The organism is Agrobacterium sp. LAD9, assembly GCF_003031125.1.
Taxonomy (GTDB): Bacteria; Pseudomonadota; Alphaproteobacteria; order Rhizobiales; family Rhizobiaceae; genus Agrobacterium; species Agrobacterium radiobacter.
Map to the genome: position 1 here is coordinate 168,308 of NZ_PHGS01000018.1, position 13,957 is coordinate 182,264.

The window sequence follows — 13,957 nt, forward strand, 5'->3', positions numbered from 1 at the left end:
TGATCTAAGCTTCTGGAGCCAATCAATAGCTGGCGGAACGAATGGCGCGCGCCGCATTTTGCAGCGCCAGAAACGCGTCGTAACGCGCCTGATGAACCTTTTGAAAATCAGGATCTGGCGCTGCCCTGCTGGCGATACGCGACATCGCCGGCATAGCGGCGATGAGGTCGGGATAGGTTCCGGCGGCAACGGCACCCAGCATGGCCGAACCGAGAAGCACCGGCTCCTCGCATTCGGTCAGTTCAACCGGAAGACCGGTCGCATCCGCCAGTAACTGCCGGGCAAGCGGATGAGCGCCCGCCCCACCGCTGACGCTGATCGTTTCCACCGGCGCACCATTGCGGGCCTGCGTCTCGATAATCTGACGAAGCCCGTAACCGAGGCCGAGAAGCCCCGCCACATAAAGCGCGACGAGAGAATCCACGCCCGTCTCCATGCCATAACCGGCAATGACCGCGCGGGCATGCGGATCGGCGAAGGGCGCGCGGTTACCGAGAAATTCCGGCACCACATGAAAATCCTCGGCGATCTCAGCTGCGGCGGAAACGGAAGCGGCAAGGCTGAGGGCGCGGTCGGCAAGCCAGACCGGCAAGGCTTTGCCATCCTTCTCGGCAAGCGCCTTCGCCTCGGCAGAGGCCGGGTGCAATTGCACCAGGTAATCGATGGCCGCGCCGGCGGCGGACTGGCCGCCTTCATTGAGCCATGCGCCGGGAACCATGGCGGAATAATAGGGACCCCAGACGCCAGGCACAAAGGCGGGTTCGGCTGTGGTGGTCATGGTGCAGGAGGAAGTGCCGAAGACATAACCGAGGCATCGCGAGGCATCGCCACCCGCTGCCACCGTGCCAACGCCGCCGGCATGGGCGTCAATCAGGCCTGCGGCAACGGCGGTGCCTGCAACCAGGCCCATGGCTTTTGCAGCGTCTTCGGTGAGACCCTTGCCCAGCGTCGTGCCGGGGTGAACGACGCTTTCACCGATGCGGCGGAAGCCCTGTTCCGCAAGATCACCAAGCCCGATGCGGGTGAAATAGTCCGCATCCCAACGGTTCTCATGGGCGAGATAGGTCCATTTGCAGGTGACCGTGCAGGCGGAGCGATCAAGCGCGCCGGAAGCCTTCCAGGTCAGAAAATCCGTCAGGTCGAAGAAGTGCTCGGCCCGGGCGTAGATTTCCGGCCTGTTTTCGCTGAGCCACAGCAGCTTCGGCGTCTGCATTTCCGGGGAAATACGCCCGCCGACATATTTCAGGACGGCATGCTCGCCCGCATTGATGCGCTCCGCCTGTTCGACCGCGCGGTGATCCATCCAGACGATGATATCACGCTCGGGATGATCGGGAGCGCCCACCGGCAGCGTCTCATCATCAGGCCCGCGCACGACAAGCGAACAGGTCGCGTCGAAACCGATGCCGGCAACCTCAGCCGGATCGATACCGGCGCGTGACACGCTTTCCCGCACACTATCACAAACGGCCTGCCACACCTCACCACTCGATTGTTCGGCAATGCCCCCATCTTCGCGGTGCATGGTGATCGGGCGCTTGGCGGTGGCGAGAAGCTTGCCCGCGACATCAAAGACACCGGCCCGCGCCGAGCCGGTCCCGACATCGACGCCAACAAGATAGGAAGCCATTTACGATACTCCTCGGAGCGGATCATCCGGTGCTTGAACAGATTTTAAGCGGCGGGGGCCGTTTCCGGTTTTCCCGCCGCTCCAGAAGTTTTTAAACGCGGTCGAAGTTGGTCGGCAAGACCAGCATGTCGCGGATGGTGACGGTGCGCTTGCGCGTCAGCATGTAGATGACGGCATCGGCCACTTCGCTCGCATCGATCAGGCTGCCCGATTCCTTGGCCTTGCGGAGGTTTTCCTCCGGCCAATCGGCCAGAAGTGCGGAAACGACCGGGCCGGGAGAAACCTGCGCGACTCGCACGCCGTGCGGGATCATCTGGCGGCGCATGCCCTGCACGAAGCTGGTGATCGCCCATTTCGAGCCCGAATAGACCGGCTCCCAATAGGTCGGGAAATGGCCGGCGATGGAGCAGGTGACAATGATATCGCCGGTCTTGCGCTCCGACATATGCGGAACGACGGCATGAACGTTCTTCATGACGGCGTTGACGTTGAGGTTCAGCATCTTGTCGATGGCTTCGGGCGTCGTCTCCGTGAGATCGCCGCCGATATAGGTACCTGCGTTGCAATAGAGAATGTCGATATGATCGACCTTCGCAAGTATTTCCGGGATCATGGCGTTGCAGCTGTCGGCATCGAGCAGGTTCGTGACCTGCGGGATGGCGCGGTCGCCAAGCTTGGCCACCAGATCATTCAAGGCTTTCTCGTTCCAGTCGACCATGACCACGGTCGCGCCCTGTTCCAAGAGGGCTTCCGTGGTGGCAAGCCCGATGCCGGATGCGGCGCCGGTGATGACCGCGATCTTGCCTTGCAGCGATTCAGACATTTAGTTCTCCTGCGTTTATGAAGATGTTTCCGGGCCGGCTCAGCGCCACTCGCGCCCGATATAGATGGCCAGCAGGATGATGCCGCCCTTGATGACATCCTGCAGATAGGGGTTGATGCCCATCAGATTGAGGCCGTTATTAAGGATGCCGAGCAGCACCGCGCCGATGAGCGTGCCGAGAATGAGACCCCTGCCGCCTGCAATCGCCGTGCCGCCGAGAACGACCGCCGCAATGGCGTCCAGTTCGAAGCCGACACCGGCATTGGGCTGACCGCTCATCAAGCGGCCGGTGAGGATGAGCGCGGCAAAAGCTGCCGTGACGCCCGAGATGCCATAGACCGCAAGCTTGACGCGCTGGGTCTTCACGCCCGAAAGACGGGCCGCCAGCTCGTTTCCGCCAAGTGCATAGACATGACGGCCGAAAGCCGTGCGCTGCAACAGCACCCAGGCGATGGCATAAATCACCACCATGATGACGACAGGCACCGGAACGACGCCGATACGGCCGACGCCGAACCAGGAAATCCAGCTCGGAATGCCGCTGACCGGGTAACCGCCGGAATAGATGAGGCCGAGACCGCGCGCCATGCCCATGGTGGCAAGCGTCACGATGATGGCGGGCATCTTGCCCCAGGCGACAAGCGCCCCGTTGAAGATGCCGATGCCGAGACCGATGAACAGGCCAGCCGGCAGCGCAACCGCGGGAGACAGGCCGGTATTCACCATCAGGCCGGCCGACAGCGTGCCGACAAGCGCCATGACCGCGCCGACCGAAAGGTCGATGCCGCCGGTGAGGATGACGAAGGTCATGCCCACGGCGAGAATGCCGACGACGGAAACCTGCCGCAGCACGTTCATGATGTTGTTAACGCTGAAGAAATTGTCGCTCGCAAGCCCCATGAGGATCGATACGACGATGAGACCCGCCAGCGGCAGGGCGAGCGGCGAACGCAACATGGCGCCGAGACTGAAACCGCCCGTTTTCGCGGCTGTGCCGGTGTTTGCATCAAGCGACATGTTCAACTCTCCCGGTGGTGGCGTTTGTCATTATTGTTTCTGAATTGATGTCTTCGCCCTCGACCGTGGCGACGATGCCGCCGGAACGGAAGACGCAGACCCTGTCGGACATGCCGATCACTTCCGGCAGCTCCGAGGAGATCATGATGATCGAATGGCCCTTGGCGGCGAATTCACGCATGAGCGAATAGATTTCCGCCTTCGCGCCGACATCGATGCCGCGTGTCGGCTCGTCGAAGATCAGCACGCGCATGTCATGGTTCAGCCAGCGCGCGATGACGATCTTCTGCTGGTTGCCGCCGGACAGCGTGTCGACGCGGGCAAAAGGCCCCTGCGCCTTCACCTGCACCTGCGCCATGGCCTTCGTCGTGTGCTCCAGTTCCTTTTTGAGATCGAGGAACCAGTGGGCCTTGCGGTATTTGCGGTAATTGTTCAGCGAAATATTCTGCAGGATGGAGAAGCTGGTGATCAGCCCCTCCTCCTTGCGGCTTTCCGGCAAGAGGCCGATGCCGCGCATCAACGCTTCATCGGGGCCGGAAAAACGCGTGTCCACGCCATCGACCTTGATCTTGCGGCGCGATGCGGAATGCGCGCCGAGCATGGCCAGCACCGTTTCGGTGCGGCCTGAACCGACAAGCCCGGCAAAGCCGAGGATTTCACCCTTGCGCAGCGCAAAGCGCGAGACGGGGCCGCCCTTCTTCAATTGCAGCTCTTCCACTTCAATCACGCTTTCGGCGGAAGGATCGAGCTGCGGCTTTGGCGGAAAGCTGGCTTCGATGCGTCGGCCGACCATCATCTCGACGAGACGGTCATTATCGACCTCCGACGTCAGGCAGGAGCCGATCAGTTCACCGTCGCGCAGAACGGTGATGCGGTCGCAGATCTCGAATATTTCTTCCAGATGATGCGAAATGAAGATGATCGCCACGCCCTGACGACGCAGTTCGCGCATGACCTTGAACAGATGCTCGGTCTCAGACGGGGTGAGCGTCGCGGTCGGCTCGTCAAGAACAAGGATGCGGGCATCCAGCGACAGCGCCTTGGCGATTTCGACAAATTGCTGCTGGGCAACGGAAAGACGATGCACCGGCACGTCGAGCGGCACATCCACGGCCAGCCGGCTCATGATCTCGGCCGCGCGCTTGCGCATCGCGCCCTTGTTGAGAAGGCGCAGCGGCCCGCGGATTTCGCGGGCGAGGAACATGTTTTCCACGGCATTGAGATAGGGGATCAGGCTGAATTCCTGAAACACGATGCCGACGCCGGCGACAATCGCCTCATCATAATTGGCGAAGCGGCGATCCTTGCCGTCGATGCGGATCGTCCCTTCCGAGGGCTGCAGAATGCCGCACAGGATCTTCATCAAAGTCGACTTGCCAGCGCCGTTTTCGCCTAGAAGCGCATGCACCTCACCGGCGCGCGCCTGAAGGTCGACGCCACGCAGGACTTCGATCTTGCCAAAGCTTTTTCTTATTCCATTCAGTTCCAGCATTTCACCCTCCTCGATGGTCGGGACTGCCCCGCCCCCGCACGAAGCGGGGACGGGACCTGGGAGGAGATCTTACCAGCTGAACTCGCCGGCGTTTTTGCTGTCAACGACCATGACGTCGATCGGCACTTCCTTCGGCACGACGCGTGCGCCCCACTTCTGGGCGAGCGCCATGGCAAGACCGACACGAACCTGGTCACGCGGGAACTGCGCGGTGGTTTCGATGAAAGGGCCACCGTCGGCAATTGCCTTCACCGCTTCCGGCGCACCGTCTACCGAGGTCAGCTTGATGTCCTTGCCGGAACCCTGGATCGCAGCGAGTGCACCCATCGCACCGCCATCGTTGACCGAGAAGATACCGGCGAGGTTCGGACGCGACTGAATCATGTTTTCGACGACGCCGAGAGCAACGGAGCGGTCCTGACGGCCATTCTGCGTGTCGACCAGCTTGATGTCTGCAAATTCGGCAAGTGCCGCCTTGCAACCTTCGACGCGCTGCAGGATCGGCACGACCGGAATGCCGTCGAGGATAGCAACCTCACCCTTACCACCGAGGGCTTCACCGAGATATTTGCACGACTGGTAACCCGCGTCGCGGTTCTTCGAGCCGACGAAGGTGTCGACCGGGCCATTGGCGTTGGCGTCGACGGCAACGACAGTCACGCCGGCGGCCTTGGCAGCGTGAACGGCGGCTTCGATGCCGGCGCTATCGGTCGGGTTCAGGAGCAGGATGTCGATCTTCTGCTGAAGCATGTCTTCAACATCGGAAATCTGCTTTGCCACATCGTGGCCGGCATCGGTGACGACGACATCTGCGCCAATGCTTGCGGCGGCTTCCTTCAGGGCTTCCTGCATCGATACGAAATAGGGGTTGTTCAGTTCCTGGAAGGTCATGCCGATCTTCAGCTTTTCCTGCGCCAGCGCCGGAGCGGCCATCATTGCAATTGCGGCTGTCGCCATCAGAAACTTGGATTTCATTTTCATCTCACTTTTCCTCCCGTTTGGAAAGTTGGGGCAACAGGTGCCCGTTTCCGGACAGCCCTCTGCCCGAATTGGTAAAAATCGACGTTGTGTCGCTGGTTTACTCCGCCATGACCGCTGCCTTCTGGGCTGCGAATATGGTTCGGAACCTCGACGGCGACATTCCCTTCAGTTTCAGGAAATGCCGGTTGAAATTCGAAAGGTTGGAGAAGCCCACATCGTAGCAGACCTCCGCCACCTTCACATCCTGATCCGCCAGGAGCATCTGGCAGGCAAGATCGATGCGTAACTGATTGCGATACCGCACCAGCGTCGTTCCCGTGTGGCGCTTGAAGGCGCGGGAAAACGCGCTCGGGCTCTGGCCCACCATGTCGGCGAGATCGATTTCCTCAACCTGCTCGGTCAGATGCTGGCGCAGATGCGACAGAGCACGGTTGATGCCGCTGTCGCCGATGCCGGTCAGATCCAACTCGTAGCTAAGGCTCGCCAGCACCTCTGATGTCGGGGCATTGACCAAGAGATCGAGAATTTCCCAGAAAAGCGCCAAACGCGTCAGTCCCTGCGCTTCGATCAGCCGAAGGATCAGCGGGCGGACGCGGTCGCTCGTCTCATCATCGAAAAGAATGCCGCGGCGGCTGCGATCCAGGAGGCCGCGCACCACGTCCATTTCCGACATGGAAGTGCAGGCATCCTCGATAAAGCTCTCCGGAAACTGGATCACGAGGGAACGTGTCGGCACGATTTCGTCCGGCTCGATCTCGCTGATCCAGTTCTGGGGGAGATTGGGACCGGTCATGATGAGCTGACCGGGGCCGAAGCGACCGACGAAATCACCGATATAAAACGTGCCCGATGTGGCGACGACGAGGTGGATTTCGTATTCGGGATGATAATGCCAGCGCACGGTGCGGAACGGATAGCCATGCCGCCAGGCGGCGAAGGATTCGCCCTTGCGGATGTGCACCAGTTCCAGATCGGGCTGCATCATGGTTCCTCCCATCAGTCGCGTCCGCCGTATTTGCGGACAGGAGCCATTTCCTCTTTATGGCTCGTCCCAGGCGTTGATGAGGAGCATATGGCGGGCGGCTGCGGTACATCCACATCACGCCGAAGAAATTACCGATACTTTTTTGACTCTTTTTTGTCGAAAATTGAAGAGTCGCCCGAAAGGGCTGACCATAAACACGGCGATGGGGCCGATTTTTCCGCTCAATTTGGCGTGATGCGCTCAAACAATGCGCAACCGGAAGCGATTTTCGTTGAAATTTTGACGTGTAGCCTGCCGGATGCCGGCAGGCTACACTCATACTTTTCCGCAACGTCTCTGCCGCTCAATCATCAGCGGCTGGCTTCGTTCGTTACTGCGGCATCACGATCTGCAGTTTCACATCCGTTTCCCGTGCTTCAACCGCACGGTCGAAACCGGCGATGCTATCTTCGAAGGGGATGGTGGCCGAAATCAGCGGCTTCAGGTCCACCTTGCCGGACGCAATAAGCGCCACGGCGCGGTCATAGACATTGGCGTAGCGGAAAACCGTCTCCACCCGAAGTTCCTTGGCCTGCAGGCCGACAATATCGACCGGAACCGGATCGACGGGCATGCCGACCAGCACGATCGCACCGCCCGGCCGCGCCAGCTTCGCCATGCCAAGCACGGCGGGTGCGGCGCCCGAGCATTCGAAGACGACATCGCAACCCCAGCCGTCGGTCGCAGCCGAAACGGCCTCTGCGAGATTGCGTTCGCGAATGTTGACGGTTTCGATGCCATCATAGGAGCCGATGATATCGAGCTTCGGCTGGGCAAGATCGGCAACGATGACCTTCGCGCAACCGCCGGCAAGTGCTGCGAGCGCCACCATCATGCCGATCGGGCCTGCACCCGTTACCACGGCGATATCACCCGGCTGGATACGCGCCCGGAGCGCCGCCTGCATGCCGATGGCGAAGGGTTCGACCATGGCGCCTTCGGCAAAGGACACGTTGTCGGGCAGCTTGTAGGTGAAGGCGGCAGGATGAATGACCTCAGGCGTCAGGCAGCCATGGATCGGCGGCGTCGCCCAGAAGCGGACAGCGGGATCGACATTATAGATGCCAAGTTTCGAGGCACGCGATGTCGGATCGGGAATGCCGGGCTCCATGCAGACGCGATCACCAGCCTTCAGGTGTGTTACCTCGGCACCGGTTTCGATCACCGTTCCAGACGCTTCGTGCCCGAGCACCATGGGCGCATTGACGACGAAATGACCGATCTTGCCATGAGTATAATAATGGACATCAGAGCCGCAGATGCCGACCGTATGTGTGCGGATAAGCACATCCTTCGGCCCGAGTTCACCGGATCCTGCTCCACCGGGAATATCAAAATCCCTGAGCGAGAGCTTGCCTTTTTCTTCCAGCACCAGTGCCTTCATCTCATCCTCCGTGGTTTGCGATACGCCTGGCAGCGAGTTCAGCAAGCGTGATGGCGTGCAACATCGGCAAAAGTAAACAGAAATCGGCCGGATCGGCCGGTTTTTCTTCGCGACGGAAAAACTGTATCGAGGAGCCTGCGATTTCTCATCATCCCCAGCACGGCGCGGCCTTTGAAGGTGAGGAAAGACGGCATGATTCGCCGCCGCATTCCGCGATCTTCACCCGATCCCAAGCCTGCCGAGCCGGCGAACCAAATCGCTCACATTTTTTCGCCGGGCAAGGCGCTCGCCTGCCGCACCCAGTCGGCAAACTGCGCTTCATCAAACGCACCCTCATGGATATCGAGGTAACGAACCTTCGGATGTTTGGAGGTGCCGGGGGGCAAAGGCTGTAAAGACACGCCGTTGAGAAAGGTCACTTTGATATATTTCGTAAAACAGTGAAGGCTGAGAAACCAGACGTTGTCTTCCATGCCGTAAAAGGGCGAATTCCACTTCACGGCCTTGCGCACACCGGGCACGAGGCTTTCGATCAGCGCATCGATACGCGCTCCGACCGGACTTTTCCAACCCGGCATGGCGGCAATATAGGCCTGCACCGGGCCGTCGCCACATCCCTTGGCAATCTGCGGATTGCCGCCCGAAAGAAGTGTCGGTGCGGTAGCGGGCGGCTCGGTTTGCGCGATTTCGGCAGATTTACCCGGCTTCTTTTCGACCATCTCGGTTCCCTCCCGGTATTACGCGGTTCCCGCTGTTTTCCCAAGCCTCGACGCAAGCCTGCCATAAAAAGCGGCCACAGTAAAAAAACTATATTTTATGTGCGTGCTCATGCTTTACGCCTTGGAGGGCATATTTGAGGCCGAAGCGTCGATGTGTCGGCGTGGCTATCAAAACGCTGACGGACTAGACCGTGCCAATCGCCCGGACTTGCACGCCATTCGATCAATCCAAAAAAAGCGCAGGCTGCGGCACCCTGCCCGAGGCCTAGGCGCGGAGGGCGGCGGCTGGAGACTGACGATAGGCGAGCAAAGCCGGTATCGCCGAAAGAACCGCGGCAAAGCCCAGCAGGAACAGTACAAGACGCAAATCTTCGCGGGTGAAGCCAACCGGCAGGATGACGCCGCTTTTTGCGGTAAAGAGTTGTGCGCCGATATGGGCAGCGCCCAATCCGACCAGAAAACCGATGCCGACACCGAGCACCACCAGCAAGAAAAGCTCCAGCCAGACGATGGCGAATACCGAGCCGCGCGGCGCGCCGAATGCCCGCAATGCGCCGATCTGCCTGCGTCGTTGCCCGACATGGATCACCGTCACCAGCACCAGCGCCGCCGCCACCAGCCCCTGCGAACCGGCGGCAACCGCGCTCAGCACCATCTTGGCATCGCCGAGCGTCGCATAGAGACCCGTCAGAACTTCGCCCGGGAAAACGCCAAGCGTATTACCGGTCCGGTATTCCTGCCGCAGGCGATAGGCGTCGGCGATCGTTTTGGGCTTGACGAGAATGGCCGGCAGGCCGGGCGCGCCCTCGCCAAAAGTCTCCACGATTGGCGCATCCGCATCGATGCCGTCTTGATGGTCAGACTCCACATGCGCCGAAGTGGCGGGACCGAGGGCCAAAGCATGCTTTTGTCCCTGCGAGACCACCAGCTGAACAGCGGCTTCGGCATGATCCGCCTCACTTTCGGCATGCGTATCACCATCTTCGTGATGTTCTTCGCCTTCATGGGCGTGATCGTGACCGTCCCCGTGGTGATGTTCTTCATCATGCGCGCCCGCATGGCCATCCTCATGCCCTTCATCATGGCCATGATCATGACCGAGACCATGGACGTGCCACACGGCCTGTATCGGCACGAGAATGGCGCGATCCCAGGGCGTGCCGGTGGGCTGCAATTTGCCGACGACTTTATAGGCGATCTCGGTATGGGTGTGGCCGCCGGTCTCGGCGGTGCCATGCATCGGCTTGATCTCAGCACCGAGAGACAGATCGACGGCAGCCCCGAGTATGGCTTCGCCTTCCAGCGCGAACATCCTGCCCTCGGCAAAACCTGATGTCGTGTTGCTGACAAGGCTCATCGTCGTGCCGACTATCGGGTATCCGGCAAAGGAATCGCCAAACCCGACAGGTGCCGCCCAGGCAACGCGCGGATCGGCGGCGAGCTTCGTCAGAACAGCGCCGTCCACAAGCGGCAGCGGTGCGGCCTGCAGAAAAATGGAGGAAAGGATCAACTGGGTTTCGCTGCCGGCCGCGCCGATAACGAGATCGAATTTATCGGCGGCACGGGCGCTGCCGAGACGCAGCGAACGCTCCTGCAGCGTGACCGCAACGCCAAGCGCGGTGGCAAGCGCAACCAGGAGAACCACGACGATGCCACCCAGCCAAAGACGGCGCAGGTCGGCAAGGATGAAGCCGATCATGCCGCAATCTCCTTCCGCTCGGTATCGGCGACGATACGGCCGCCGCTGAGGGTGAGACGCCGGTCGAGGCGGCCGATAAGATGCTGGTCATGGCTGGCGACGATAAGCGTGCTGCCGGTGCTGGCCGCAACGGAAAGCAGGAGATCACCGACAGCCTCGCCGCTTTCGAGATCGAGGCTTGCGGTCGGTTCGTCGGCAATGATGACGCCGGGACTGCGCAGCAGCGCACGGGCGATAGCGACACGCTGCATTTCACCGCGCGACATGGTCTCAACGTGCTGCCCCGGGCGTTTGAGGCCGACAGTCGCAAACAGGGATTCCGCGCGCTTCATGAGGTCCGCATTTGCCGCACGCGACAGGCGGGCGGGCAGCAGGATATTATCCAGCGCGGACAAGCCGGGAAAAAGATGAAACTCCTGCATGACGAGGCCGATATTGGCGGCGCGCCAGCGATCGCGGCGACCCTCGGGCAAATCCGCAATGTTCTCTTCTCCCCAGACAACGCGGCCGGCCTGAACACGCTCGAGGCCGGCGATGATGTTGATCAGGGTGCTCTTGCCCGAACCGGAACCACCCGTCAGCGCAACGCGGCTACCGGCAGCGATTTCCAGACCGTCGAGAACGAGAACCGGCGCTGACAAACCGGGAAAGGATACGGCAAGATCATCTATCTTCAGGGGCAGCATGGTCTCAAACCGTCGCGTATTCTGCCTGGCGAATGCGCAGCAGGCTGACGAAGCCGGTATCCGGATCGGTCCAGGAACCCGTTTCCAGCGTGCCGCGCACTTCGATTGTCTGGCTCGGCTGGGTAAAAGTCTGTTTTTTGCCGAGATAAACGACGACGATGTTGTCCGGCCAATCTGCATCCGTGGAGCAGAAGGGGCAGATCGACATGGGTATTTCGGTCAGCACGAAAAACTGCGCTTCGGCCTTCAGCGGCGGCGCCATGAAACCGCGCATGGCGATCTCCTTGCCGTTCAACTGCTTGACCTTTTCGGAAAACTCCAGTCCGAGGACGCTGACCTTGCCATAGAGTTCGTCGAAGGTGATGTCGCTGTTCGCCTGCGCGCGCGTGCCGGCGGCCAGCAGCGGTAGACCGGCAATGAGACCCAGGGTCTGGCGACGGTTGAAGTGCGCCCGATCAGCCTTGCTCATGACCATTCTCCTTCTTGAAAAGGTCTGCCATCGTCCGTCGTCAGAATGGACGATGAAAGACCTGAAACTATTGTGAGGGCACGCGATAGCGGCGTGCCCTCACAACATTCATATCTTAGTTGGTCTGCTTGGCGCCAAGTGCGAAAGCTTCGGCGAGACCCTTGTAGACGTCGCTCTGTTCCATGTAGCCACGGAAGCCTTCAGCGCCGGGGCCTTCAGCCTGCAGAACGACGTCATCCACTGCGTGGACGCCGCTATCCGAGCTTTTCGGAATGATGCCGGGTACGAACACAGCACCGGGAACGTCCTTGTACTGCTCGTTGGCGACATATTCCTTCTTTTCGTTCTGGACGGCCGGTGTGAACGGGCCATCAAGCTTCGGACGGAAGGTCTCGTAATGGTCAGGACCGTTATTGGCGTTCAGGAACAGACGACGGGAAACGTCGACCCTGTCAGGATAACCGTCACCGTCCTTGTCTTCATAGTTCGGGAAGCCGGCCTCGGCATAGGTGCCGACCTTTTCGCGCATTTCGGTGCCCGGCTTGTCATCATCGACGGTGCCGATGATGGAAACGCCATGCGTATGGTCGCCGGTGACGACGATCAGCGTATCGGGGTTCTTCGCGGCGAATTCACGGGCGACACCGACGGCCTTGTCGAATTCGATCGTGTCGACGACAGCGCGATCCCAGTCGAGCGGATGGGACATCTTGTCGACGTTGGCAGCTTCGACCATCAGGAAGAAGCCGTCCGGGTTCTTCGACAGTTCGCCGAGCGCAACCTTGGTCATTTCAACGAGGCCCGGCTGATCCGGGAACTTCGCCGTGGTGCCCTTCTTGAGGAACTCGCGGTCGAGCGCTGTGTCCATGTTGCCGGTGTGGAACAGGCCGAGGATCTTGCCGGTGTTGGTGCCGGCGGCCGTGGCGAGTTCCGCCTTGCTGGTCGCCAGCGTGTAGCCAGCTTCCTTGAACAAAGCGATATAGTCCTTGTCATCCTTGCGCTTGGAACCCGCCGTCGCCTGCGGCAGGAAATAAGCGGAGCCGCCGCCGAGGAGGACATCCGGCTTCACGTCGAACAGCATGCCGTTGATGTCGGCCTTGTCGCCGCGCTTGCGGGTGTGGGCAACGACGGCAGCCGGCGTGGCGTCCTGCAGTTCGGCGGTCGAGATGATGCCGATCGACTTCTTGGTCTGGCGGCGCAGGGCTTCCGCGATCGTTTCGACCTTCGGATCGTCGAGCGAGGCCGGGGTGCGGTCGGCATAAACGCCAATGGCGTTCACGGCGGTCTTGTGACCGGTCATATAGGCCGACATGGTGTTGGCGCTGTCGGTGGCCACGGCGTCGGTGGCGGAGGTGCCGATGAAGGCGACCGGCGGCACATCATCCATGTTGAGGCGGCCATTGGCCTTACCCTCGGTCATGCCCTTGGACATGATGCGGGCAGCAGTGCGGTGAGCGACGGACAGGCCATCGGCGATCAGGAAGATGACGTTCTTGGCTTTTGCCTGGGCCGGCGTGCCATAAACGGTCCAGGTGATCGTCTTGGTTTCGGAACCCGCAGAAACTTCAACCTTGTAGTCACCGGCGCTGGCGAGCGTGACCCCACGCAGGATGACGGCCGATCCAAGGACCTTGTCCTTGTTCTTTTCTTCGGCGACGAACTCGGCATCCTTGCCGAGAGCGGCCTTGTAATCCTGGCCGTTGACGGTGACCTTGACGTCTTCCGGCTTTACGACGGAAGCGAACTCGACTTTGAAATCGAACGGCGAACCGGTCAGGATCGTAGCACGATCAAGCGGATAAACCTCGGCAGCCTGAACGGCGCCGGCAAGAAAGGTCGTGGCGACCAAAGCAGCAACGATTTTGCGCATATTCCCCTCGCGAAACGTGTGAAAACCACACTTTCTCCTAGACCCGCGATATGACAGTTGCATGACTTGCAGGCAGCATATCCGGGCTCATGGGAAATTCGCGGGGGACGGTTTCAGCACGCCGTCCTCCTGTCGGGCGAATGTAGGATATGCTGTGGACCGA

General features: G+C 60.5%; 12 protein-coding genes. All 12 read right to left on the reverse strand.

Annotation, left to right across the window (positions count from 1 at the left end; translation table 11 throughout):
* Positions 1-22: 22 nt before the first annotated feature.
* Complete coding sequence (locus tag DA915_RS19705; RefSeq protein WP_107677016.1) at positions 23-1,630, reverse strand: FGGY-family carbohydrate kinase; 1,608 nt, start codon at positions 1,628-1,630, stop codon at positions 23-25.
* A gap of 91 nt (positions 1,631-1,721) precedes the next feature.
* Positions 1,722-2,453: an SDR family oxidoreductase gene (locus DA915_RS19710; RefSeq protein WP_003504511.1), complete on the reverse strand. Its 732-nt coding sequence runs from the start codon at positions 2,451-2,453 to the stop codon at positions 1,722-1,724.
* A 39-nt stretch (positions 2,454-2,492) separates the two neighbouring features.
* Positions 2,493-3,470, reverse strand: coding sequence for an ABC transporter permease (locus DA915_RS19715; protein ID WP_020813000.1), 978 nt, complete (start codon positions 3,468-3,470; stop codon positions 2,493-2,495).
* Positions 3,460-4,962, reverse strand: coding sequence for a sugar ABC transporter ATP-binding protein (locus DA915_RS19720; RefSeq protein WP_107677017.1), 1,503 nt, complete (start codon positions 4,960-4,962; stop codon positions 3,460-3,462). The genes DA915_RS19715 and DA915_RS19720 overlap by 11 nt, the downstream gene beginning before the upstream one ends.
* Before the next feature lie 69 nt (positions 4,963-5,031).
* Positions 5,032-5,943, reverse strand: coding sequence for an ABC transporter substrate-binding protein (locus tag DA915_RS19725; RefSeq protein WP_020813002.1), 912 nt, complete (start codon positions 5,941-5,943; stop codon positions 5,032-5,034).
* A 97-nt stretch (positions 5,944-6,040) separates the two neighbouring features.
* Positions 6,041-6,925 (reverse strand): helix-turn-helix domain-containing protein, encoded by an 885-nt coding sequence (locus DA915_RS19730; RefSeq protein WP_003504503.1) that lies wholly within the window; start codon positions 6,923-6,925, stop codon positions 6,041-6,043.
* A gap of 373 nt (positions 6,926-7,298) precedes the next feature.
* Complete coding sequence (locus tag DA915_RS19735; RefSeq protein ID WP_060724217.1) at positions 7,299-8,351, reverse strand: NAD(P)-dependent alcohol dehydrogenase; 1,053 nt, start codon at positions 8,349-8,351, stop codon at positions 7,299-7,301.
* A 260-nt stretch (positions 8,352-8,611) separates the two neighbouring features.
* The gene (locus DA915_RS19740; protein ID WP_107677018.1) at positions 8,612-9,070 is read right to left on the reverse strand and encodes a DUF1801 domain-containing protein; all 459 of its coding nucleotides are present in this window, start codon (positions 9,068-9,070) and stop codon (positions 8,612-8,614) included.
* A 265-nt stretch (positions 9,071-9,335) separates the two neighbouring features.
* Positions 9,336-10,769, reverse strand: coding sequence for an ABC transporter permease (locus DA915_RS19745; protein WP_107677019.1), 1,434 nt, complete (start codon positions 10,767-10,769; stop codon positions 9,336-9,338).
* Complete coding sequence (locus DA915_RS19750) at positions 10,766-11,455, reverse strand: ABC transporter ATP-binding protein (protein ID WP_107677020.1); 690 nt, start codon at positions 11,453-11,455, stop codon at positions 10,766-10,768. The genes DA915_RS19745 and DA915_RS19750 overlap by 4 nt, the downstream gene beginning before the upstream one ends.
* 4 nt (positions 11,456-11,459) lie before the next feature.
* Positions 11,460-11,924 (reverse strand): hypothetical protein, encoded by a 465-nt coding sequence (locus tag DA915_RS19755; RefSeq protein WP_107677021.1) that lies wholly within the window; start codon positions 11,922-11,924, stop codon positions 11,460-11,462.
* Positions 11,925-12,039: 115 nt separating this feature from the next.
* Entirely contained in the window at positions 12,040-13,794 is a 1,755-nt protein-coding gene (locus DA915_RS19760) for an alkaline phosphatase (protein ID WP_107677022.1), read from the reverse strand.
* Positions 13,795-13,957 lie beyond the last annotated feature (163 nt).

Coding starts and splice junctions, on each gene's coding strand:
- DA915_RS19715 (WP_020813000.1), bottom strand. CDS start 3,470: ATGTCGCTTGATGCAAACACCGGCACAGCCGCGAAAACGGGCGGTTTC.
- DA915_RS19755 (WP_107677021.1), bottom strand. CDS start 11,924: ATGAGCAAGGCTGATCGGGCGCACTTCAACCGTCGCCAGACCCTGGGT.
- DA915_RS19720 (WP_107677017.1), bottom strand. CDS start 4,962: ATGCTGGAACTGAATGGAATAAGAAAAAGCTTTGGCAAGATCGAAGTC.
- DA915_RS19750 (WP_107677020.1), bottom strand. CDS start 11,455: ATGCTGCCCCTGAAGATAGATGATCTTGCCGTATCCTTTCCCGGTTTG.
- DA915_RS19735 (WP_060724217.1), bottom strand. CDS start 8,351: ATGAAGGCACTGGTGCTGGAAGAAAAAGGCAAGCTCTCGCTCAGGGAT.
- DA915_RS19725 (WP_020813002.1), bottom strand. CDS start 5,943: ATGAAAATGAAATCCAAGTTTCTGATGGCGACAGCCGCAATTGCAATG.
- DA915_RS19745 (WP_107677019.1), bottom strand. CDS start 10,769: ATGATCGGCTTCATCCTTGCCGACCTGCGCCGTCTTTGGCTGGGTGGC.
- DA915_RS19760 (WP_107677022.1), bottom strand. CDS start 13,794: ATGCGCAAAATCGTTGCTGCTTTGGTCGCCACGACCTTTCTTGCCGGC.
- DA915_RS19710 (WP_003504511.1), bottom strand. CDS start 2,453: ATGTCTGAATCGCTGCAAGGCAAGATCGCGGTCATCACCGGCGCCGCA.
- DA915_RS19705 (WP_107677016.1), bottom strand. CDS start 1,630: ATGGCTTCCTATCTTGTTGGCGTCGATGTCGGGACCGGCTCGGCGCGG.
- DA915_RS19730 (WP_003504503.1), bottom strand. CDS start 6,925: ATGCAGCCCGATCTGGAACTGGTGCACATCCGCAAGGGCGAATCCTTC.
- DA915_RS19740 (WP_107677018.1), bottom strand. CDS start 9,070: ATGGTCGAAAAGAAGCCGGGTAAATCTGCCGAAATCGCGCAAACCGAG.